This window comes from Shewanella profunda (assembly GCF_023283765.1).
Classification (GTDB): Bacteria; Pseudomonadota; Gammaproteobacteria; order Enterobacterales; family Shewanellaceae; genus Shewanella; species Shewanella profunda.
Genome location: NZ_JAKILG010000041.1, coordinates 20,372 through 43,693 on the forward strand (window position 1 = coordinate 20,372; position 23,322 = coordinate 43,693).

20 protein-coding genes and 2 pseudogenes are annotated in these 23,322 nt (G+C 44.4%); 11 read left to right on the forward strand and 11 right to left on the reverse strand.

The window, feature by feature from the left end; all coding sequences use genetic code 11:
• Positions 1-164: 164 nt before the first annotated feature.
• The 6 genes from pepN to L2744_RS16680 all read right to left on the reverse strand — a co-directional run bounded on the left by pepN (position 165) and on the right by L2744_RS16680 (position 6,933).
• Positions 165-2,798 (reverse strand): aminopeptidase N, encoded by a 2,634-nt coding sequence (pepN, locus tag L2744_RS16655; RefSeq protein ID WP_248992981.1) that lies wholly within the window; start codon positions 2,796-2,798, stop codon positions 165-167.
• A 255-nt stretch (positions 2,799-3,053) separates the two neighbouring features.
• Entirely contained in the window at positions 3,054-3,647 is a 594-nt protein-coding gene (gene lpoB, locus L2744_RS16660; protein ID WP_248992982.1) for a penicillin-binding protein activator LpoB, read from the reverse strand.
• 69 nt (positions 3,648-3,716) lie between these two features.
• Positions 3,717-5,120 carry a COG3014 family protein gene (locus L2744_RS16665; RefSeq protein WP_248992983.1) on the reverse strand — a complete coding sequence of 468 codons (1,404 nt, stop codon included), beginning with the start codon at positions 5,118-5,120 and terminating at the stop codon, positions 3,717-3,719.
• Positions 5,120-5,707 (reverse strand): peptide deformylase, encoded by a 588-nt coding sequence (def, locus tag L2744_RS16670; RefSeq protein WP_248992984.1) that lies wholly within the window; start codon positions 5,705-5,707, stop codon positions 5,120-5,122. Before def ends, L2744_RS16665 begins: the two co-directional genes overlap by 1 nt.
• A 53-nt stretch (positions 5,708-5,760) precedes the next feature.
• Positions 5,761-5,973 (reverse strand): SlyX family protein, encoded by a 213-nt coding sequence (locus L2744_RS16675; protein ID WP_248992985.1) that lies wholly within the window; start codon positions 5,971-5,973, stop codon positions 5,761-5,763.
• 9 nt (positions 5,974-5,982) lie between these two features.
• Positions 5,983-6,933, reverse strand: coding sequence for a WD40 repeat domain-containing protein (locus tag L2744_RS16680; RefSeq protein WP_248992986.1), 951 nt, complete (start codon positions 6,931-6,933; stop codon positions 5,983-5,985).
• Positions 6,934-7,087: 154 nt separating this feature from the next.
• Between L2744_RS16680 and fkpA the strand changes: the two genes are divergently transcribed.
• From fkpA to L2744_RS16720, 8 genes are all read left to right on the forward strand, one after another.
• Entirely contained in the window at positions 7,088-7,858 is a 771-nt protein-coding gene (fkpA, locus tag L2744_RS16685; protein WP_248992987.1) for an FKBP-type peptidyl-prolyl cis-trans isomerase, read from the forward strand.
• 540 nt (positions 7,859-8,398) lie between these two features.
• Positions 8,399-11,029 (forward strand): extracellular exonuclease ExeM, encoded by a 2,631-nt coding sequence (gene exeM / locus L2744_RS16690; protein WP_248992988.1) that lies wholly within the window; start codon positions 8,399-8,401, stop codon positions 11,027-11,029.
• 236 nt (positions 11,030-11,265) lie between these two features.
• On the forward strand, positions 11,266-11,703 hold the full coding sequence (locus L2744_RS16695) for a PaaI family thioesterase (protein ID WP_248992989.1): 438 nt from the start codon (positions 11,266-11,268) through the stop codon (positions 11,701-11,703).
• Between the two features lie 284 nt (positions 11,704-11,987).
• Entirely contained in the window at positions 11,988-12,215 is a 228-nt protein-coding gene (locus L2744_RS16700; RefSeq protein ID WP_248992990.1) for a hypothetical protein, read from the forward strand.
• 407 nt (positions 12,216-12,622) lie between these two features.
• A complete protein-coding gene (gene katB / locus L2744_RS16705; protein ID WP_248992991.1) occupies positions 12,623-14,083 on the forward strand; it encodes a catalase KatB in 1,461 nt (486 codons plus the stop codon).
• A 236-nt stretch (positions 14,084-14,319) separates the two neighbouring features.
• Positions 14,320-15,315 carry a dienelactone hydrolase family protein gene (locus tag L2744_RS16710; protein WP_248992992.1) on the forward strand — a complete coding sequence of 332 codons (996 nt, stop codon included), beginning with the start codon at positions 14,320-14,322 and terminating at the stop codon, positions 15,313-15,315.
• A gap of 179 nt (positions 15,316-15,494) precedes the next feature.
• Positions 15,495-16,238, forward strand: coding sequence for a CPBP family glutamic-type intramembrane protease (locus tag L2744_RS16715; protein WP_248992993.1), 744 nt, complete (start codon positions 15,495-15,497; stop codon positions 16,236-16,238).
• Between the two features lie 33 nt (positions 16,239-16,271).
• On the forward strand, positions 16,272-16,655 hold the full coding sequence (locus L2744_RS16720) for an MAPEG family protein (RefSeq protein ID WP_011788321.1): 384 nt from the start codon (positions 16,272-16,274) through the stop codon (positions 16,653-16,655).
• Between the two features lie 9 nt (positions 16,656-16,664).
• On the opposite strand, the gene pdxR is transcribed toward L2744_RS16720, so the two are convergent.
• Positions 16,665-18,128 carry a MocR-like pyridoxine biosynthesis transcription factor PdxR gene (gene pdxR / locus L2744_RS16725; RefSeq protein ID WP_248992994.1) on the reverse strand — a complete coding sequence of 488 codons (1,464 nt, stop codon included), beginning with the start codon at positions 18,126-18,128 and terminating at the stop codon, positions 16,665-16,667.
• 117 nt (positions 18,129-18,245) lie between these two features.
• Between pdxR and L2744_RS16730 the strand changes: the two genes are divergently transcribed.
• Positions 18,246-18,704, forward strand: coding sequence for a GNAT family N-acetyltransferase (locus tag L2744_RS16730; protein ID WP_248992995.1), 459 nt, complete (start codon positions 18,246-18,248; stop codon positions 18,702-18,704).
• A gap of 242 nt (positions 18,705-18,946) precedes the next feature.
• On the opposite strand, the gene L2744_RS16735 is transcribed toward L2744_RS16730, so the two are convergent.
• On the reverse strand, positions 18,947-19,300 hold the full coding sequence (locus L2744_RS16735; RefSeq protein ID WP_248992996.1) for a MerR family transcriptional regulator: 354 nt from the start codon (positions 19,298-19,300) through the stop codon (positions 18,947-18,949).
• An 81-nt stretch (positions 19,301-19,381) separates the two neighbouring features.
• Here L2744_RS16735 and L2744_RS16740 point away from each other — a divergent pair, with 81 nt between their 5' ends.
• Together L2744_RS16740 and L2744_RS16745 are read left to right on the forward strand one after the other, a co-directional pair.
• Positions 19,382-20,197 (forward strand): aminotransferase class IV family protein, encoded by an 816-nt coding sequence (locus tag L2744_RS16740; RefSeq protein WP_248992997.1) that lies wholly within the window; start codon positions 19,382-19,384, stop codon positions 20,195-20,197.
• A 341-nt stretch (positions 20,198-20,538) separates the two neighbouring features.
• Positions 20,539-21,930 (forward strand): hypothetical protein, encoded by a 1,392-nt coding sequence (locus tag L2744_RS16745; RefSeq protein ID WP_248992998.1) that lies wholly within the window; start codon positions 20,539-20,541, stop codon positions 21,928-21,930.
• A gap of 461 nt (positions 21,931-22,391) precedes the next feature.
• Here the strand turns inward: L2744_RS16745 and L2744_RS16750 are convergent, their stop codons facing one another.
• From L2744_RS16750 to L2744_RS16760, 3 genes and pseudogenes are all read right to left on the reverse strand, one after another.
• Positions 22,392-22,793 carry a nuclear transport factor 2 family protein gene (locus tag L2744_RS16750; protein WP_248992999.1) on the reverse strand — a complete coding sequence of 134 codons (402 nt, stop codon included), beginning with the start codon at positions 22,791-22,793 and terminating at the stop codon, positions 22,392-22,394.
• A gap of 19 nt (positions 22,794-22,812) precedes the next feature.
• A pseudogene (locus tag L2744_RS16755) lies at positions 22,813-23,217 on the reverse strand (hypothetical protein); the annotation flags it as partial.
• An 11-nt stretch (positions 23,218-23,228) separates the two neighbouring features.
• Positions 23,229-23,322, reverse strand: a pseudogene (locus L2744_RS16760) (IS982 family transposase); the annotation flags it as partial.

Consider the following 23,322-nt stretch of genomic DNA (forward strand, 5'->3'; position numbering starts at 1 on the left):
GGCTGAAACTATCAACGCCTTAATAGGTAACGAAATAATTCTAAGGTTATTTGATCTCTGTACTGGTTATTAGTCTTATGTTGGCTTAAGTACTGATGTGCTTTTACTGCAAGTATAAAAAGAGGCTCCTAGGAGCCTCTTGATGGTGCTTTAATTAATGGAGATCAATGGGTCATTTTGTTTTTGATTAACACACAACGCTGTTCCGCTTGGCGGGTTTCGAGCAAGGCACGGCGGGTGAGGTTAGTCAAACCTGTTTGGCTATCCAGCACTTTATCCAATGCGGCAATACTGGTGTAGTTACAGTCGGTCGGGATCAAGTTATGACTGTAGCTACGCATAAAGACAGGGCCTTTTTTATCCATATCCCCAAGGCTTGCTAAGCGCTCTTCCGCACTGGCGGCGCTGAGCAGTTTTTGCTCTGCGGGATACAAGTTTTCCATCACAATGCGCTGCTTAGCAAAAGGTAAGGCATCTAAGTGGATTTTACTTAACCAGCGACGTTTGGCAGTCGCTTCTGGACGGATCACCTGTGCTGCGAGGGCGGCTTTCTGGCCTGAGTCTGAGTTATCCTTTGCCGCTTCTTGTGTTAAACGTTGCAGGGCATTAGGGAAGTCGTAGCGATTAAGCTGAGTAATAATTGCCCAGCGTAAATCTTGATCCAGGGTTATGCCTTTAATTTTTGCCGTACCATCCAAAAGTTGAGCAAGATGGCGCAGTGCATCGCGATCGCTTGCCAGTTGTATATAGGCATTGAACCAACGGCGTTGGAAATCATTATCACCTCTGCTTTCCATGGTTTTTCTGAGGCTCATTTGAGTTAAGCCTTTCACGGCATTTTCGGCATAATTCTGTTGAATAGGCGCGATTTGCGCTAGGTATTCCTTTGAACGCAATAGACTCGAAATAATTTGACCGACAACGGTGTAATCCGCTTCTGCAGGTGCGTTAACAAACACTGTGCTAAGGTATTGCTCTAAGCTCAGGTTGCCTTCGCGCACACTGTCCCAGAGACTCTGCCAGAGCATAGAGCGTAGCAGGGGATCGGACACATTACTTAGCTGTTGTTTTGCTGTGGTAAATGACTTGTCATCCAGCTCAACTTTTACAAAGCCCCAATCATCAAAGTTTGGATACACTAAATCGGGACAACGTTCGCCGACCAGTTGTTTTACTTCGGTACGAGCCCCTTTATAGGTGACGGGGATTGTAATGTCATTTCTGAGGTCGTATCGGCCTTGGGTAAATAAAGCGACCTGAACCTTTTGTTCACGCAGTGTTGGCAGTTCCGCGCTGGCTGGAAGCTGCAATAGACTAAATTCGCTGATGCGATTACCTTCGCAGCGATAGTCTGCCTTGATGGTATTAACCCCTGCACTATAGAGCCATTCCTGTGTCCATACTTTTAAATCACGACCCGCAGCTTTACCTAAGCTATTGATAAAATCGTCTAGTTGCGCATTTTGATAGCTGTACTCTTTTAAGTAATTACTCACGCCACGTCGAAATACCATATCACCCAATAAATGGCGTAATTGTTTTAGGGTTGAGGCACCTTTTTGGTAGGTGATAGCATCGATATTGTCGAAGGCGTTTTGAGTTGTGGCCACAGGGACTTCAATGGGATGTGTGGTGACTAAGCTGTCTTGTTCATAGGCTTTTTGCTTACCTTGAGCATAAAAACTGCGCCAAGTGTTGGTGAATTCTGTGGCTTCTTGGGTGGCGAGCATACCCATAAAAGAAGCAAAGCTTTCGTTTAACCACAGGCCATTCCACCATTTCATGGTGACGAGATCGCCAAACCATTGGTGTGCCATTTCGTGCATGATAACGCTAGCCAAGCTTTGTTTTTGATCCGCTGTCATCGCCGCTTTGTAAAGGAAATGCCCTTCGGCAAAGGTCACCGCGCCTGCATTTTCCATTGCGCCGTAGAGAAAATCAGGTACCAGAAGTTGATCATACTTTTTAAATGGATAAGGGATGCCAAAGTAGTTATCGAAGAAGGTTAACCCTTGCTTAGTGTAGGTAAACCAATCCTCTGGTGTCACTTGGCTAGCAACCGATTCCCTCGCAAATAATCGCATGGGATAGCGGCCAGAGTTGTCTTGCCACATATGGTAAGGCCCCGCATGCATAGAAAAATTATACGGGCTTAATTTTGGGGTTTGCGGAAACTCCCAGCGATTAAAGGCGCCCGCTGGGGTGACGTTAGTTTCACGCATCGTGCTTATCACTTGCCAATCTTTGGGGGCCGTGACGGTAATTTGATAATTGGCTTTGAGATCGGGCTGGTCAAATACGGCGAACATTTGTTGGGCGGCCGCGGGTTCAAAATGGGAATAAAGATAGACCTTTCCATCGACAGGATCTTGGAAACGGTGTAAGCCTTCGCCATTGGTGCTGTGTGCGCGGGTAAATTGTACTTCCACCGTGTTCTCGCCCGAGGTGAGCAAACGTGGATTTAGGTTGATATAGGCGCCATTGTAGTTGGGGTAAACTGCGGTGCCGTTGATAGTAAAGCGTTTTATTTGTGCTTTGCTTAAATCTAAACTCAGTTGTTTTGGCACTTCGCTTAAGCGAAAAGTGACCTTAGTGCTGGCGGTGAATTCAGTTTCACCCGTCAGTTGAAAATCCAGTTCATAGCGGACATCAGAAATGATCTGCGATCGCAGACTCGCCTGATACTGGCTGATATATGGGCTGGCATCCCTAGGGCCTGTACCGAGTGTGCTTTGGGTGGCACACGACATTAATGCACCACAGGTTAGGGCAATTAGGCTAGTTTTGAACAAATTCACAACATAAATCCTTCAACGATTTGTTTTTCTTGTTTGCGTTTGATCGGTGCGATTCATAGTGAATAGCGCCTGTTACTTTGGCGGTCAATAATAGCTCACGCCAGAGCGGGTTTGGGCACTGTGATCGCAGTGTATTTTGGCCGAGTACACTACCTTATTTACCTTGGATAACCAATGTTAAAAATGTAAAAAAAGCCAGCAATTATGCTGGCTTCTATTTAAATTTTAGGCACTGCTGTGTGCCTAGCGCGGTAATTACATACCTAAGAAAGACTTAGACTTAGTTTTACGGATTTCTTTTTCATCGGACCATTCGATCAGGCCCGTTTCTAAATCCATTAAACGCATGGTCATTTTATAGTAAACGTCTTTGGTGCTGCCGTCTTGTTTCACTATGCTCGATAGGTTGCCGTACAGCATATATTGAGCACCGATTTGGCGACCAAACTTAATGGCTGTGGATGGGTCAACCATGCCAGTATTGTTTTGGTAATCCAGTTGTTTACGAACTGAGTCAACTTTAGTCATATCGATAAAGCGGAACTTGCCAGAGCGCAGTAGTTTGTTACTGATAGAGTCAGTCACTGACTCAGTATCAATATGCTCAGAGGTTTTGTTCTTGATGCTATCGACAAATAAAATCGGGCGGTTATTAGCCGTAATAGCCACGACAGGAGGGAAAGTCATCATGCTATCGACCATTTTAGCCGTGATGGCCTGTAGATCGGTTGAGCCAAAGTTTGCGTTGACGGTTTCAACTTCAGTGGCATCGCCATATTCGACTTTAGATTGACATGCAGCTAGGCCCATTACGGCAGCCAGCACAAAAATCAGTTTAAATTGTTTCATAGTCAGTTCCATTTTGTGATTGTATAAACTTAATGACACTCGTTTTATGCAAAAGTATTCACCGCTAGGTTAAATGATTATTGAATAAATTCGAGTGTAATTACCAGTATCAATTGCCCAGACTAAAGTGGTTTTGCCTGCTGCAATGTCAATTTTGGCCGGCGGGGCTTTATCTAATTGCAAAGTATATTCCCCTGCATTGAGATAACGTCTGCCAATTTGTGCTTGTTTAGGAAGCGTCAACCAACTGCGACGATCCGCTTGTTCAGTTACTACGTTAAAGATTTGCATCGCTATGCTGCCAATATCGGCGGCATTATTCCCCGGTTTACCGCTTCTTTCTACCTGATAGGCCATCTCTGATTTTGCATAGACCCGGGCAACTTGGCGAACAAGTGTTGCGGGTAAATCTTCTTTTAATGCTGTGATGGCTAAGGCATCAATATTCGCGATGGGTTCCGTTGTCAGCACAGCACCTAAACCTTGTATTTGTGTCTCTGACATTAAGGTATTGTTTGGACCATAGGTTGCAAGCGACACAGTTTGCCAGTTGCCGTGTATGGTAAACGGTACAGTAAGCGCTTGCTTCTCGGGTACAAATCCGCGCTCAACCATTAATATCACTTGTCCTTCATTCGGTTTGGGTAACTTAACTTCACCCCAACGCCGTTTAAACTCATCGTATTGTGGCATACCAAGCTGTTTGGCGAGGCGAACTAAATCCTGTTGTAAATAGGTGTTATCAGGGGAGATTTGAGCCGCTTTTCGGTAATCAATAAAGGCATCATTGGGTTCGCCTAATACTTCATGGAGTACACCTGTAGTGTAATAACTATAGGCATTTAAGAAAGAGCTTGTGACGGTTCCTGCAGCTTGCCCAAGGCGATTGACCTCAGCATCCACAGTGCCATTGGCCATAGCTTGTACCGATTTTTGTGATTTTTCATAGCGTTCTTGTTCGGAGCCTTGTAGCTCATTACTGCGGCGAACTTCGACCAGTGCACCTTGAAAATCACCACTAAATAAATAGTTAAGTGCTTGATATTGATGGAGCATAATGCGCTCATAACCCGGACCACGGTAGGGGATCGCATTATCATTTAATACTAAGCTACTGGCAGTCGCACCTAAGCCAGTGGCGCTAATTTTGGCTTTATCATCGAAGGTGGTATAGGCACTAATCGCTTGCTGATAGTATTTTTTACTGTTGGTAAAATCCCCCGCGACCTGTGCAACTCGGCCCGCTTCTTGGGCGTAGAGTAAACCGTCGTTGCCCTGAATATTGCTCGCGAGTTTATCTATATCAGCCATGGGCGTTGCGCTATTTAGCCCTTGTTTAATGGGCGCTAGTTGCGACGGATAGTTGATAAAAATACTGTTGTAGGCGCAGCCACTGGCACCTAATGCAAAACTAATTGCAAGTATGGAGGTAATCACAGGCTTAGCGAAGGATGCGCTGAAGGTTGGTTTCATTATTGAGCATTACCTTCTTTTGCTGTGTGTTTTAAACTTACCTGATTTTGCACGACTTCCTTGCGTAAGTTTGGCTGTTGCTCGGGCATTTGTGAACGCTCAAGTAGGGTTATGCCCTGCAGATGATCAAATTCGTGCTGAAAAATGCGCGCAATAAATCCAGATAGCTCGCCTTGCTGCCATTCGCCTTGTAAATTTTGATAGCGTACTTCAATTTTTTCATGCCGTTGGATTACAAATCGTTGTCCAGGAACCGATAAACAGCCTTCTTCCCCAGCATTGAGTTCGCTCGATGCGTTGAGGATTTGTGGATTAACAACAACGACAGGCGCCATATGGGGTGCATCTGGATAACGGTCATTAGGGCGAGAAGCCATAATAAACATCGCCAGCGGACTATGTATCTGAGGAGCGGCGATACCCACACCTTTAGCTGCCAGCATACTGGCGGACATTTGTTCGGCTAAGTGAGTCAGTTCTGCGTCAAATTGACGGACTTCGATGGCGGTTTGCCTTAATATGGCTTCGCCATGCAGCGCTATTGGGAGCGGGGCTGGCGCATCTTTTAACTTCTCATCTCTAAACATCGCATATCCCTGGATATTCGTTTGCTATTTAGGGTGAATAAATTTTGTGTAAATTAATAGTGTGGTGGCGGAGTTTCTTCTGCTGGAGTGGCAATGTTACTCGGCTCCATTGCCTGTAACTTACCCACTAACAGTTGAATTTGATGCTGTTGATAGGCCACGAGTCTATTGAGTTTTATCACTTCTTGGTTTAATTCTTCGACAGTGAGTTCCTGAAAAGCCAATTTAGTTTGTAGCTCTTCAATCTGTTCTGGTACGCCTTGCATGACTAACCTCTATTTTTGCCAAGTTTCAGCTAAGCCTTGGCTACTGATACTAACGACTTTATTGGTATCTCGAATTGCCACAGAGTATACAACGGCTCCTCGTGTTTGGCTGTTTTTAGTGAGCGCAACCTGCCATTTACCAATTTGCTTGCCTGTATCTCGCTGCCATAATATGACTTCCCGGGCCGGAGTGCCCGTCAATATTTGATTGTCCTGCTCAATAAAGCGTACCGCAGAGAAATTCATTTGACGACGGTTAATATCCAGTTGATTAAGCAGTTTACCGCTGGTGTTATCCCAAATTTTAGCTTCGTTGGTACTGCCATTGGTAAAACTGAGGCTACCACTGTCATTTAATGCCACTTTTGTGAGTCTGCTACCTAAGTTCCAAGTGTGAATTGGCTGTCCCGTTTGGGCTTGCCATAGGATGGCCTGCATATCGTTCGAGCCGGTCAAGGCTATACTGCCATCGGCTGACAATGCAACACTGTTCACCCGCTCAGTATGCCCAAGAAATTTAATCAGCGCGGTTTTGCTGGCATTTAGCGACATGACAGTACCATCATTTAACCCTATCAGTAGGGTACCATTATCTGCCACCGCTACACTTTCCCCCGATGAGGGCAATGACCACCAACCGAATGATTTTCCGTCGGCTATTGTCCATAGTGCAACTGAATCTCGGCTTAATGATGCTCCATAAAGTCCATTTGGGGATATGGCCGTACCCGTTACCCCCGTATCAATATCACCATGTATCCACTGATATCTTAGCGTCTGAGTTGTTAGATCCCAGCATTGCACACCATTATTTTGGGTCGCGACTAGGGCAAATTTGCCATTTTTTGAAAGGCTGGCGCTATAACTTGCATCGGTAGTGAGAACTTGAATATCTTCAGCTTTAGGCTGACAAGCAGTCAGAAAAGTTGTGCAAAGAACCAGCAGTAGAATTTTCTTCATGAACTTGCTCCTAAAGTCGATGTCTCTAGTCTCGAGAGAGTGAGATTAATCACTGTTAACCCATAAAGAATCTAGTTGGTATAACTGAGATAACTAGTATAAAGTTGTCGCGCTTAGGTTATTGTAACCGCTTGAGGATGCTGAGGAAGCTTTAATGAAATCGATTTATAAATTATCGTTAGTTGCATTGGCTGTGATTGGCCTATCTGCTTGTAATAAAGAAGAAAAAGCAACAGACGCAGGCACAAATGTTGAATTAACGACAGAAGCTCAAAAAGAAGCTTACAGTGTAGGCGCTTCAATCGGTCGTTACATGTCAGGCCATATTAAAGAGCAAGAAGAATTAGGCCTACCAGTTGATCGCACTCTGATCGTGACTGGCTTTACTAATGGTTTAAATGACCAACTCAAGCTAACAGAAGAAGAAATGCAAACCCTTCTTCAAGGTTTGGACAAAAAGTTAAACGATAAACGTCAAGAGCAAGCTAAAGCTATTTCTGCGAAAAATATCGAAGACAGTAAGAAATACCTCGAAGAAAACAAGGTTAAGCCCGGTGTAGTCACAACTGAATCAGGCTTACAATACGAAGTATTAACGCCAGGTTCAGGTGAAAAACCTGCTGCTGAAGATACAGTTGAAGTGGACTATGTTGGTACACTGCTCGACGGTAAAGAGTTTGATAGCTCATACAAACGTGGTCAGACGATTAAGTTTCCACTCAATCGCGTGATCCCAGGTTGGACTGAAGGCCTTCAGTTAATGTCTGTTGGTGCTAAGTACAAATTTGTTATCCCTGCAGAGCTAGCCTACGGCGAGCGTGATAATGGTACTATTCCACCAAATTCAACACTGATTTTTGAAGTTGAACTGAAATCGATAGAGAAAGCGCAAGCAGCACCTGATGCAGAGCCTGCTAAGAAGTAATTGATTTAAATCTCTTAGTTCTCTAATCGTTCAAGTAAAAATACCGTTCCTAAAGAGCGGTATTTTTTTATCTTAATTATCCATTGTTTTTTATCTTAGCCTCAAGCTGGATAAGCTATTTCGCTTTATTAAGCATCTTATTAATTTTGTTTTTATTAAAAAATGATGAATGAATAATTAAGTTTTAATTAAATCGATAGTATTTTAAGGGACTGCGTTCTTTATATTTTATTTGGTATGTCATTCTGAAAAATTTCATTGAAATATAATATTTAAATATTGTTGATAATCTTGCCGTCAGCATCATAAATTACGTTTATATGTATTGCTCTTACCGATTGTTTTTACTTGTCTAATACTTTCGGTTTATTCGCTTGTTCGATACTGAGAACAATGTGAGGTAAGGAATTATATGTTCATCAATGTGTTACATTGGCAATGTGAGATCTTCCCCTCTTTTTTTACGCCTTCAACTCTGAAATAATCCGCCAGCACGTTAATAGAAGTTAGCGGCAATATTATAATAATGGGGTTGATAATATGGATAATGTTAATAAATTAACGGCTATTTCTTTAGCTGTTGCAGCCGCTTTGCCTATGATGGCAAGCGCCGATGTGATGATCACTGAGTATGTAGAAGGTAGCTCGAATAATAAAGCCATCGAAATTTATAACAGTGGGGATACGGTTATTGATTTGGCGGGTTATAAACTCGTACGTTATAAAGATGGTGCCACGGTCGCATTGGATATGCAGGCATTAGATGGCCAAACAATTGGCCCTAAAGCCACGAAAGTGATTTTAAACTCAAGCGGTACTATTACAGTTGCTCAGGGTGTAGACAGTATTTCTGGTACCTTAAGTTTTAATGGTGGCGATGCTGTTGCCTTAGTAAAAAATGATGTTGTCGTCGATGTCATTGGTGATGTACCCACCCCTACAGGTTGGGGACTCGATGTTACGCTACAACGTAAACTCGATGCGCTCGTTGCCAACACGGTATTCAATGCCGCTCAGTGGGAACAATTACCCAAAGATACTTTCACGGGATTAGGGTCGTTAGAAAAGCCAGTAGAACCTGAAGTCCCAGTGTTTAGCTGCAGCGGCGCTAAAATAGTACCTATTTATCAAGTGCAAGGCGCGGGCGAGTCTAGCCCATTCGTGCCTGCTGGTGTGTTTGAATCTGAAACCGAAGTCACTGTGCGCGGTGTTGTCACTGCCCGTGGTGAAAGTTTATTTAAAGGTTTCTATCTACAAGAAATTAAAGGCGATAACTCACCGTATACCTCTGATGGCGTGTTTGTGTTCCTAGGCGAAGCTGCACCCGAAGCGATTCAACCTGGGGTTGAAGTCTGTGTGCAAGGTAAGGTTAAAGAATATTTTGGCTTAACCCAAATCGACATCAAAGCCGATAAGAAGTTTGAAGTTGGCGCTAAGGGTGAAGTCCCTGCTGCTGCGCCTTTCTATGTTGCCGATGGTGAAACGCTAGCCCAAGCCTTAGAACGTTACGAAGGCATGAATGTGGTTTTGGATGCGGGTAGCGATCTTAAGATCAGCCGTACCTTCAGCTTTGACTATGCAGGTAGTCGCAACAATATGTTAGTGTCTTATCAAGCTCCTTTGATGAAACCTACACAGCTGTATCCTGCACTTTCCCCTGAAGCGACTGCACTGGTTAAATCAAACCTCGAAAATCAGTTGTTTATTGAGTCGGATTACAAACCTGCCAATGGTGTTATTCCATACTTCCCTGATTTTAACGTGGAAACGGGTTATATCCGCGTGGGTGACCAACTGACTAACCTGCAAGGTGTAATAGGTTATAGCTACGGCGCTTATCGTTTAGTGGCGACTAATACTATTACAGCGGGTGATTTTATCCGTGGTGACGATAGAACCGATACGCCAAGTGTGGCAACTAAAGGTGATATCCGCGTCGCCAGCTTTAACGTGTTGAACTTCTTTAACGATGTCGTCGGTGGTGATGCGAATCCTTCTGGTAGTAATCGTGGTGCGCTAACCGAAGAAGAAATGCTGTTACAACGCACGAAAATTGTGAGTGCGATTACTGCCATGAATGCCGATATCGTCGGTTTAATGGAAATTGCTAACAATGGTTTTGGTGAGAAGAGTGCACTGAAGAACTTAGTCGATGCACTGAACGAGAAGCAAACGGCTGACAATGCCTACAGCTTTATCGAACTGGCCGATGCTGACAAGTATGATGGTAAATATTTTGGTAGCGATGCTATCACTGTGGGTATGTTGTATCGTGCTGATAAAGTCAGCCTAGAAGGAGCTGCCCGCGTTATCGAGACACCAGAGCAGCATGCTAGCGCAGGCTCTGTGACTCGCACTAAAGCGGATAAGACTGAGACTAACCCTGGCAACGATGCTTACCAACGTCACAGCCTAGCGCAAACCTTTAAGATCCATGATGAGTCATTAACTGTGGTTGTTAATCATCTAAAATCAAAAGGTTCGGGCTGTTTAGAGGATTGGATTAATTTTGAGGAATCAGTCGATCCAGCCGATCTACAGGGCAAGTGTAATGCTTTCCGTGTATCTGCGGCTAAAGTGCTAGGTGAATCCTTGAAAGATGTGAAGGGCGATTTACTGGTTATCGGCGATATGAATGCCTACGGTATGGAAGACCCCATCCGTGTGCTGACCGATTTTGATGCCAGCAAGTCTGATCGCGACATAGTGACAGCCTCATGGACAACACTCGATGGCAAAGTGTTTGAGCGTCAAGGTAGTAAGATTGACAAAGGTTATGGTCTTATCAATTTAAATACCCAAGCCCATGGTGTGGCGACTTACTCCTATAGCTATAACGGTGAGCTAGGCAATTTAGACCATGCCTTGGGAAATACTAGCTTGGCTAAGCGTCTAGTGGATATCGAAGATTGGCATATTAACTCAGTCGAATCTAACCTGTTTGAATACGGTAAGAAGTACTCTGGTAATTTGGCTAAATCTGAAAGTGCCTTCTCTGCATCGGATCACGATCCTGTGATTGTCGCCTTAAGCTATCCTGCACCGATTGAACCACCAACGCCTGAACCTGAGCCAGAGCCTAAACCTAAGGACGATGGCGGTGCGCTAGGTTATTTAGCATTGGCACTGATGTCCTTATTGGGTTTACAACGCCGTCGCCGTCAAGCCTAGGCAAATAGCGATCAAGCGTAATCAGTGAGTTAAACTCGAACCAAAGGGATGGATAACCATCCCTTTTTTATTGTGCTTCTGCCCGCTTTAGTGGCTTGGGGGTTATAACAGCGAGGTGCACTCAAAGGTTTTTACCTTACCTTACTTTATTTTACTTATTTGGTATTTGTTAATCAGTTGAACTTCATTCACTTCCCAGTAAACTAGCTACTGGTTTTTCTAACTAGGATGTTGAAATGAGTATTTGGTTTAGACCTATCACCTTAGAAGATTGCACACGTTTAGATGCTGGAATGGGGGGAAAAGGCACCTTAATGCAAACCCTAGGGATTGAGATAAGCGAAATTGGTGACGATTATTTGAAGGCAACAATGCCAGCAACTCCAGCAGTACATAATCCATTAGGGATAGTGCACGGTGGGGCAAATGTGGCACTTGCAGAAACCGTTGCCAGTTATGCAGCTAATTTTGCGGTGGATTTTGAGCAGTATTATTGTGTGGGACAAGAAATTAATGCTAACCACCTTAGGGCTTCCCGCAATGGTGTACTAACCGCAACGGCTAAACCTATTCACCTTGGTAAACGCAGCTCCGTATGGGAAATTTTAATTCACAACAGTGCTGGTGAACTCACTTGTATCTCCCGTATGACGGCGGCTGTTGTACAACGCTAAGATGCATTGCTCTGAATATCATAGTGGAACGATAATTTTTCCTCTGGTAAGGAGTTGATGCCAAGCTCACTTTGTTCACACTCGCTGAATGTCGGTGCAGTGCGTTTAGGTAAGCTCCTTGCTGATTATCCTGCTCTTTTATCACCGGAATAATCGATACTGAATGAATAAAATGTGTGTTTATATGCCCAGTAGTTGGGAGCAAGCTATGATTTAAGGGCACAGATTTAAGGGTATAGATTTAAGGGCATAGTTGAAGATTAGTTGGCATATAAGGAGTCTCTATGGAAAGCACCACAATTTGGGAATGGGTAGGCTATTTAGCGTCGGTTGTTGTTGCTATCTCATTGATGATGTCGAACATCAAAAAGCTGCGTTGGTGGAATCTTATTGGCGCTGCATTATTTGTCTCTTATGGGGTTGCTATTGATGCTTACCCCGTTGCCTTAGTTAACTTTTTTATTGTTTTAATTGACATTTATTATCTAGTTAAGCTTTATCGCGAGGTTTAAATATCTATTACCTGGCCCTTCGACATGCCTTAAATCAGACTTTTATATGCCTTAATTGCTGCTTTAGGGCTGCGGTTCCGAATAGTCGAGACCTAACAGGTAGAACGCCTAATTCACCCCTTGACTTCCCCTGCGCTATCTATGGTGCTAAAGGGCTATGTGTGCGAAGGCTGCTGATTGAGATAGCGGGATAATAGTATATCGATTTTACCGTTTAAGCCGTTATCATCATTTTTAACCTTATTTTTAGATTGTAAAAATCTATATTAATCGTTTTATTAAATGTTTAATTTTACCTATCCTGCTCCCATCGACAACAGGTCGTTAGCCAAGGAGATAAGCCATGGCCACTATTTACGATGTAATTGAAACTTGGTTAACCACCAATCAAGACTAAGGAACAGGATATGAGTCAACAGTATTTAACGAGTCAAAATGGTGCCCCAGTGGCCGATGATCAAAACTCATTATCGGCGGGGGAGCGCGGTCCATTATTACTACAAGACTGGCACCTAATTGAAAAACTTGCTCATTTTAACCGTGAACGTATTCCTGAGCGTATCGTGCATGCTAAAGGTACTGGGGTATACGGTACTTTTACGCTAACAAAAGATTTAAATGATTACACCATAGCTGACCATTTCAACGGTGTTGGCAAGCAAACCGAAACCTTTATTCGTTTTTCTACCGTAGGCGGCGAAATGGGCTCGGCCGATGCGGAGCGTGATCCACGGGGCTTTGGTTTACGTTTTTATACTACTCGTGGTAATCACGATATCGTGGGTAACAACACGCCAACCTTCTTTTTGCGTGATGGTATTAAGTTTCCCGATTTTATTCATACGCAAAAGCGTAACCCTATGACTAACTTGAAAGATCCACAGGCGATGTGGGACTTTTGGTCACTCAATCCTGAAGCTATGCATCAAGTGACTATTTTGATGTCGGATCGCGGCATTCCTGCTAACTACCGTCAAATGCATGGCTATGGTTCGCACACTTTCTCGTTTTGGAATGCTAAGGGCGAGCGTTTTTGGGTGAAGTTTCATTTTAAATCCCAGCAAGGCGTTGTGAACCTAACCAATGAGCAGGCGGATAAATTAAAGGGCATCGATCCCGACTCAGCGCAGCGCGATATGGTGGTGGCAATCACAGATGGTAACTTCCCGCGCTGGACTGTGAATGTGCAGATCATGCCCGAGGCAGATGCCAACACTTACCATATCAATCCATTTGATTTAACAAAGGTTTGGCCGCATGGAGACTATCCATTGACTGAGATCGGGATATTAGAACTCAATCGTCTGCCACAAAATTACTTTGCCGAAGTCGAGCAAGTTGCACTGGCTCCGAGCAACTTAGTTCCGGGCGTAGGTGCATCCCCCGATAAAATGCTGCAAGCGCGTTTATTTGCCTATGCCGATGCCCAACGTTACCGTATTGGGGCTAATTACAACCAATTGCCCGTAAACTGCCCCCATGCGGCAAAGGCAAACCACCATCAACGTGCCGGCGCTATGGCGGGTACTCAATGTCCTTACCATGGTAGTCAAACCGGTGCTGATGCGACGGCAAACTACGGTCCTAACAGCACTGCGGGTGCCTTGGTTGAACCGGTAAACTTTGCCGAACCACCACTACGTTTAGAAGGTGAAGCCGCGCGTTACAGTCGCTATAACCAAGATGATTACACCCAAGCGGGTAATCTGTATCGCATCTTCTCAGAGGATGAAAAAGCGCGTTTAGTGGCGACCATTGCAGGTTCGTTAAGCCAAACGAGTTTAGATGTGCAGCAACGTATGATTGAACATTTCACTAAAGCGGATGCAGATTATGGTCAGCGTATAAAGCAAGCACTCGCAAGATAACTTAATCGGAATAAAGTCCAGGTTGATAGCAATCTGGCCTTTTTAGCCGAATGATATTGGCATTGTACTTAAGTCACTTGAACCACTTGAGTCACTTGGGCCCTAAAGTCCATCCTCCATATAACACTGATACTCTTGCCTTAGTTGTGTTTCATCCTTTACTCTCTATTAACACTAAAAACACAAGCTAGGGAAGATTGATACCTGCGGTTAGCTTGTTTAATGGAGACCCATCTATGACACAGCAACCAACGCAGCCTCAAGCCATCGCCAGCCAACCTAATGATATTGCTGCTAAACCACTACAACCCATTCCGCAAGAAGCCTTCGATTGGTACGACGAATACGCCCACGGTATTATCGATCGCCGTGAGTTTATGGCCCGTCTTGCGGGGCTGGTGGCACTCGGTTTTACCCTGACAAGTCTCACCAGTGCATTACTACCCAACTATGCCTTAGCCGAACAAGTTTCCTTTAATGATCCCAGTATCAAAGCAAGCTACGTAAAGTTTCCTTCTCCAAATGGCTATGGCGAGGGGCGCGGTTATTTGGTGGTACCCACCAGCCTGCTTAAGCTCGACGAGGATGGAAAACCGGCCGAAACGCTTATTTACGACACAGATAAAAAAGCCCCAGTGGTATTAGTTGTGCACGAAAACCGCGGTCTTAACCCCTATATTGAAGATGTCGCCCGCCGTTTAGCAGCGCAAGGCTATATCGCCTTCGCACCCGATGCCCTCTATTCCCTCGGCGGTTATCCGGGCAACGACGACACTGGGCGTGCGATGCAAAGCAATTTGGATCGCGCCAAAATTGAGCAAGATTTTATTGCCGCTGCACTCTTTTTAAAATCCCACCCTCAAAGTAGTGGCAAACTCGGTGCCGTGGGTTTCTGTTTTGGTGGCTATATAGTTAATATGCTTGCCGCCACTATCCCCGACGAACTCAATGCAGGAGTCTCTTTCTACGGTACTCCCGCAGCTCCCGAACTGCGTGGTCGTGTAAAGGGGCCGTTAATGCTCCAGTTTGCTGAGCTCGATCAGCGTATTAATGACACTTGGGCCGAGTATGAGGCTCAGCTAAAAGCCAATAAAGCCGATTATGTTGCGTACCTGTACCCTAAGGTGAACCACGGTTTTCATAATGACTCCACCGCTCGGTACGATAAAGCCACCGCCGAATTGGCTTGGTCACGCAGTTTAGATTTCTTCTCGAAACATCTAGGTGGTTAACCCTGATGAGTGCACTTAGTGAATGAGTTGCACTCTTCTATCTACGCTTCATCTACGACTTGCCTATTTGCTTAATATTGCCTCTTAGGCGATTGGGCCAAGTATTTAACGCCCGCTAACGGAACACAATTTCTGAACCAATGAAGAATGATCAATAACAAAACTAAGGAGAGAATATTTTGGATTTATTGATTTCGATAATGAGTAATGTCGCTATTGTCGCTCTAATAGCGTTTGTGCTTGAGCGTAAAGGCATAGTTAAAATTAATTTTGCATGGATTATGGTGGCGCTGGCACTTATCTTTCTTTATGGCGTTGCGCTTTTTAATGGTGGGAAATGGATCCCATTGAATGATTACTTCACTGATTTACAATGGAATTGGGGCGGTAAAATTGCCGCAATCCTACTATGGGCGCTGGCATTATTCGCATTATGTTTGAGTCAGAAGCAATTTAAAATTGCCGATGCAGGTTTTACGTTTAAGCAACATCGCGGCGCCGTTATTCCCTCCCTTGTTGTGATTATGTTTTTTATCGTGCTGCAATTACTCTTGTCTTACACCCTGGGTAATGGCTCAGATTATGATGCTGAAGAGCTTTGGTACCAGGCGACAATGCCAGGGCTTGATGAAGAACCTATGTTTCGAGGCGTACTGCTCTATATCGTCTCGTTAGCCATAGTATCGAGTCGAATAAACCTGTTGGGTGCGCAAATAAATGTCGCTGGATTGCTATTAGTGCTGTTATTCGGTCTTATTCATGGTCTTATGTATAACGCTGGCGAATTTCATTTCTCTCTGATGTCGATGTCATTAACTGGCTTTTATGGCTTGGTTTTACTGTGGTTAAGGGAAAGAACGGGGAGCTTAGTTTTCCCCATCTTGGCGCATAATCTGGTGAATTTTGCTGGCCAATTTGTATAAAAGCTCAAGCATTATAAAAAAGGAAGCACACCCATGAACACCCTACTTATTTGCTTATTTATCGCTATGTTATTGCCATATCTTGCGAAAGGTCCAGTGGCTTGGGCTATGGCAAAGGCGGGGGGTTACGATAATAATCATCCCCGTGCTCAGCAAGCACAGCTAACCGGTTTTGGCGCTCGCGCTTTAGCGGGACATCAAAATGCCTTTGAATCATTGCTGGTGTTTGGCCTAGCCGTATTAGTGGTTATCGCCACGGGCAAAGTGAATCCCACCACTGAGTGGCTCGCCATCGTCCATGTCGGCGCCCGCTTTGTGTATCACATCCTCTATCTTGCCAACAAAGGCACCTTAAGATCCCTTACATGGTTTGTTGCCATCTTCAGTGCTTTCGGGATTTTCTTTCAGGCTTTTTAAGGTTGGATATTAAAGGATCAGCGCCAGTTTTTTGATACTTTCCCGCAGATCATCAGGCGTATGAGCGGCATAGCCCAGTAAGATAGCTTGCCTTGGATAGGGCGCTTGGCAATATCGAGACAAAGGCTGTGCACCTAAACTGAGTTGGCGGCATTTGTTGATCACTTCCTCTTCGGTCAAGTCGCCCTTCAGCCAACACACGAGGTGAATACCTGAGTCAGAGGTTTGAACGGACAATTTGTCGGGCAGATACTGCTCGATAGCGGCGATTAGGGCGGTTTGGCGTTCATGACAGGCTTTTCGCACTCGGCGAACGTGCCGAGCGTAATGTCCTTCGGTAATCAACAGCGCCAGTGTAACTTGCTCTAAATAGGCGGTATGCGTGTCGGCATAGTGCTTTGCCAGCTGAAAAGCGTTGACAAGTTTGGGTGGTGCCACCAGAAAGCCGAGTCGCAATTCGGGCAGTAGCATCTTGGAAAAGGTGCCTGCATAGATCACCCTTTGATGTTTATCGAGCCCTTGTAATGCCTGTATTGGGCGGGCGCTGTAACGAAACTCACCGTTATAGTCATCCTCTAAAATCCATTTATGATGCTCTGCGGCCCAATCGAGCAAGGCTAATCGCCGTGGCAGACTTAGCATGCCACCGAGGGGAAATTGGTGTGATGGCGCGGTAAAAGCCAGTTTCACTGCAGGATACCGCTGTATCGCATCGGCAATATTTGTGCCCTCATCATCAACACTCACAGGACAAACTCGCATATTTTGCGAGAGAAAAGCGCCTAAAGCTCCGTCATATCCGGGTTCATCTAACCAAACCTCATCCCCTTGCTGCAGTAGCACCTGTGCTGTCAGATTTATCGCCTGTTGAGTTCCATTGACTATGATGATTTGCTCAGGTGTACAATTGAGCCCGCGGGTCGAACGCGCATAGTCACTTATTGCCTCACGCAGTGGCAAATATCCCGCGCTAGGGTGCGACTTACCTAAGGTTTTACGGGATTGCCGCCAAACTCGGCCTAACAGCCGCCCCCAAAGTTGGTGCGGGAAAAGATCGACACATCCCACTCCAATATTAAACATGCTATGGCTGTGGTCCGTATTCCCCTTCGCTTTCAGTCGCGCCATTTCTATTAACTGTGGATTAATGTCTAATTTTGAATCAAAGGCTTGAGCTCTTTCTTGGGAGCGGTGTGGAATATCGATCAATTCATCGGGAATGGTATCTGACACATAAGTGCCCGAGCCCGGTTTAGTCAGCAGATAGCCTTCATCAATCAGGCGCTCAAACCCTTGCAGTACTGAGTTACGTGAAATCTGCATGGTTTCCGACAAGGCTCTGCTGGATGGGATCTTCATTCTCGGATGTAAACGTCCATTAAGAATGGCCTCTCTAAACGCATGATAAAGCTGATCTTTGAGGATGCCATCTTTGAGTTGCAAGTGAGGGAAATTAGATTGAGGTTTTTTCATTTGCTAACTGGTACTGTAAAAAATACAAAAAGTGTACCTTATGCGGTACCGCAATTGAATCTAGAATCTTACTTCAGTAAAACTGAGACCATTTACTTAATTTCAAGGAGTGCGCTAATGTCCAGCCAATCACTAACAGTGACCATTGATATGGTTAAAGAAACGGACTATTCACTCTGGTTACCACACTGGCGTGATTATCAGACCTTTTACAAAGTGGCGTTATCGGAAGCGATCACCCAAGCCACGTGGCGCCGATTCTTCGATGATCAAGAACCCATGTATTGCGCCGTCGCAAGAGAGGGCCAAAACTTACTCGGTTTTGTGCACTATGTTTTTCATCGTTCTACTTGGGCCGAAACGGATTATTGTTATCTTGAAGACTTGTTTGTTGCCCCAACGGCAAGGGGTCAACATGTTGGAAAACAATTGATTGAGTTTGTAAAGCAAGCGGCCATTGAACACAAGTGTGCGCGCTTGTACTGGCATACACAGGAAACCAATTTAACCGCACAAAAACTCTATAACTGGATTGGTGAAAAGCCGGGAGTGATCGAGTACAGAATGCCGCTGTAAGGGGTGTGGCCTTTAATTAACGCATTAACTGGCTAGCTTATTAATGCATTTATTATCAGTGGTTTGATAGTCTAAAATCCTTTCAATCCTAATGCTAAAGGGCTTTTAGCATTAGGTTTTTACACCATTGGGTTTGGTTGTTAGTGTTGATTGTGGTTAATCGCGGCGATAACCATATCAGTCAATCCACGGGCGTTTACTGTGTCGCCTATATAAAGCTATGCCCGACCTTTTAGTCAATTCTATTTCTGCTCTATCTCGTATAGAAAACTCTCTAGGATCTTCCTGCTTTGGGCAAGTTTCGCTGTTTTGAGGTCTACCCGCGCAATTTGCTCATGCAGGACATGGCGCAACTCATCACATGGTTCAAAAATGGGGCCTTCACCTCTCACACAGGGTAAAAATTGTTTGATCGTCGCAAGGGTCATACCTGCCAAGCCAAGCAGCTTTATTCGCTCGACAGTCTGTAGCTCATTTTCAGAGTAATCACGATACCCACTTGTGATGCGCTTAGGTTTTAGCAGCCCTTCAGTTTCATAATAGCGCAGCATACGAATACTAACGTCAGTACGCTTAGCCAATTCACCTATTCTCATTTTGCCCTCTTGACTCTTACAGTACTGTTAGGGTTTAGGATAGTGACATCTTTAATGTGAACTCAACTAGGAGTCAATACCATGTCTACTACAGTCAGCACTTATCAGGCTCAAATAAATGGGCACCCGACTAGCCTTTCTGAGCTTACCCCTTTAGCCTTTGCGGGGTTTGCGCACTTTACGGCACTGCAAGTGCGAAATCGCCAGATCAAAGGGCTTGATCTTCATCTCGATCGTCTGCGTAAAGCATCCGTGGAGTTTTTCGGGAGTGCGATGCCCGATGACCAATTACAGTCCTATATCAGAACTGTCGTTGACGAGGGCCCAGAGGACCAATCGTTAACTGTCACTGTCTTCTCGCGCAATGGCGAATTTACCGCAGATAGTATGGATGTGGAGCCTGCTGTACTGGTTCGTACTGGGGCACCGTCTAATGGACCCAAAGGTCCGCTAAGGCTCGCAGCAGTGAACCATGAGAGACCTCTAGCTGCCATAAAGCATGTCGGTGAAGTCGGTAAAACTTACTTTCTACATCAAGCTATTCGCCAAGGTTTCGACGATGCGGCCTTCGTTGACAGTCGTGGATGCTTGAGTGAGGCCACCATATGGAATCTTGTTTTTTGGGATGGTGAAACAGTTATCTGGCCAAAGGCGAAAATATTACAGGGCACTATGATGAGCATTATTCAGCGCCAACTGGACCGTCTTCACATTCCCCAGCGCCACGAAGCAATCACCTTTGAACGTCTCAAAGCGCTGTCGGGCGCCGCAGTCATGAATTCATGGACACCGGGGATAGCAGTCACTGCCATTGGTTCAAACATTATCGCAGAAGCAAAATCGTTCATCAGCTTACTCCATGAAGCCTACGAGGCCGAACCCATCAGTTTTCTTTAATGAAATGGTGATAGCAGGAAGCACCATTTAGCATGTATTTATCGACATTCAGGCAGCCTGCCTAGCTGTACTAATGGAGTGAAATATATTGATTTAATAAGACAAACTGGAGAGGGTAGGAGCAACTCTTGTTGGATTTTTAAGATGAACTTTTACCTGAACTAGTGAGTAAACTCCCTTAATTTCAAAATGTTTTATGTTGTGGGAAAAAATTAACAATGGATGTCTTGATAATATTGATAATAAAACACAAAAAGAGTTATGGGTGTCCTGACTTTCGGTTGTTAATTCTGTTGTCTATAATATTTTTTTCGATACTTAAAAACTAAAGGGAATTAGAAATGAGAAAACTATTAACGGCTTTCCTTATTGCCATGCTTCTTACTAGTTGTGCTTCATCCACACAGGTCTCAGCCCCTGCCGCTGTGCCTATTACTACAGAAATAGTCTTGAATTCTAATAAGAGTGATAGACATAAAAAGCAAGTAGAAAGTTACTATCCTAGTCCACTTAACTATCTAGAAACCATTAAATTCATACAAGCAAAAGCAGACATTGATTTAACGGCAGAGCGGGTTCCGTTGAATGGACTTTATACCAAAATATTAATACAGAATCAGCTCCCCTCTTTTAATGAGTGTCAATCTAACTGTGAGAGTGATGGCTACCTAGAATACGAGAAAAGAGGTGTAATACCTAGGTTCTTTCTTCCCAAAAGAGTCTCTTTAAGTTCATATGTTAAACTGGATACTAGTGTATACCAAACGACAATACCGCTCTTGGCTATAGATGAAACCAGCTCCTCGGAAGTCGGCTCAAGTTGGGATCGTTCAAAAGTATATAGTCATGAAACTGAACCGTTATTTCTTGTGCCAACTAACATCTCCAGAGCCAAGCTTATGTATAGCTTTTCAGGAAATGAAGAGAATAAACTCAACTCGGCTAAAGTACTCGATGTGGCAATCGGTGCCATTAATATTCTCTCACCATCATCTAGTTTACTTACTTCGTTAAATAGGCAGTCGGTATCAGATAAATCTAAAGCTATCGATAGTGCAATTGCGAATGCTTTCTCTGAAAGTCTGCTCGAGACAATTGAATTAAGTCTCAGGCTCGATAGCTGGTCAGCAAAAGATGTTTACTTTTTAAGTATGCAAATGCCGCAAAATAAAACTGACTGGGAGTCAAAACCTGAAAAATTATCAACTGTTGGTCAATGGCTTATCACATTTGAAGCACCTAAAATTAGTGCTTTCTATCCATATCACGTCTGTGGTGCTAATCCTCAAGTGACCAATAGAATAAGTAGTTCTTATTGCTTCAAGAACTATGTTGAAGCAGAGGTTTCGGTATATCAAGAGTTTAAGAAAAACAAAGACTACTATCGAATCCTAGATACTTCGCTTTATCAGTTAAATGATAGTCAAAAAGTATCAATTAGCAGCATGATTGCTGAGCTTCCTAGCGTACAAAGACTCGCTGATGGTAGCTATAGATCAGCATTTACGAATAAAGACACATCAAAAATACAAGACATGAACATCGCATGTTCAGATATAGCTAGAAAAGTGACATCTTTAGGCTTTTCTGTCGTTGATACAAACCTAGTTGTTTACTCAACTTTCCTTTCGAGCTCGTTAATGAAGGTGAATGCTTCGGATTGGGAAAAGAACTTAAGTCAGATGAAATCCTGTGAGCTTGCAGTCAAGCAATTATCCTCTATCCCTACATAAAAATTGACAATGTTATGAATCTATTATGAAAGTTAGATGCTGATACTGACAAAAGATGGGACATAACTCTTTTCAGATGAACAGCCAACACCAAAGCTAAAGTAATACTCCTACTCCCTGCGAAGTTGTCGAAATACGGAGATAAAAATGTCGTGGCGACATCACGGATGATGGCGCAGGCTCGGGGGCACATAGATGTGCCATCTGAGCCGTTAGGCGATATGAGACTGGTTACTAAGGGCTTTATGGTGACAGTGAGTCATTTAGCTACAGACATACTCAAGTGTTGACGAAATTAAGCACTTGCATGTAAGTGACCGTTGGCGGCATGGATGCCGTCGTCGAGCCCTCAGGGATGAGTTTATGGCGTGTCACTGGAATGAAAGTGATTAATTGTATGCACAAAAGATGAGAGTAGGAATAACTCTTTAATCGTTCATCAAGCTAAGCTTAATAATCAATCAGCTAGTTGCAAAACTCCACATATTTTGAATTAACCCGTCAGAAACCTCAAACACCATCATTACCTCAAAGGGGTGCTCCTTAATGCCGCTGATCCGTTCGTGGTCGACGACTTTATTGCCCACCACCATGCGGCTAACGATTTCGGCATGTAAGTTGGGCAGGTTAAAGCGTTCATTCTGATAGAAATCGCTAAAAGCGGCTTTACCTTGAATGACGGGCTCAGTTGCGGGTGGGCGATAGATGCACACTTCATCACTAAACTGGGCGACAAAAGTGGCGAGATCGCGCTGGTTATAGGCTTCAAGCTGAGCTTGAACCAGTGCTTCGGGTGTGCTTTCTCTGGCACTGACTCTGGCTCTAATACTGGCACTGGTTTTGATATTGGGGGCTTGTGTCATATTCATTATCCTAATCTTGCTATTCCAACAGCTTAAGCTGTGTTTGTCCCCATTGGGTGGCATAGGGCATGGCTTCTTGCGGGCTGAGGATAAACTCATTTTCACAGCCATCGCCGCGGGGCGTTTCCCAGAATTTGATCCCCTTTGGCTCAAGGGTGAGCTGGTAATATCCCGAGCCGTCTGATGTGGGGCATTCTGCGTCCGGTGCTTTGCCAGTAAACAATTTGTCTCTTAATGCTGGGGGTAAAGGATGACTCATACCCACGAGCATACTTTGTGGTTGAGTATCGGCGAGAAACCACTGCCACGGGTGGAAAGGTTTGCCGTCGGTAAGGGAGAAACTCACAAATTCTTGGCTGATACCATTGGCGCCATAACCTGCAGCCCAGCGATATAGGCGCACACTGAGCCAATGCTGATTAACCTGAGATCGGTTTAACAAGCCATAACTGCAATAGCATTAAACTCTGCGTTAGTGATGTTCAGTTGTGGCTTATTGTCTTTCAATTGATAGGCGATAAGTCCCGCA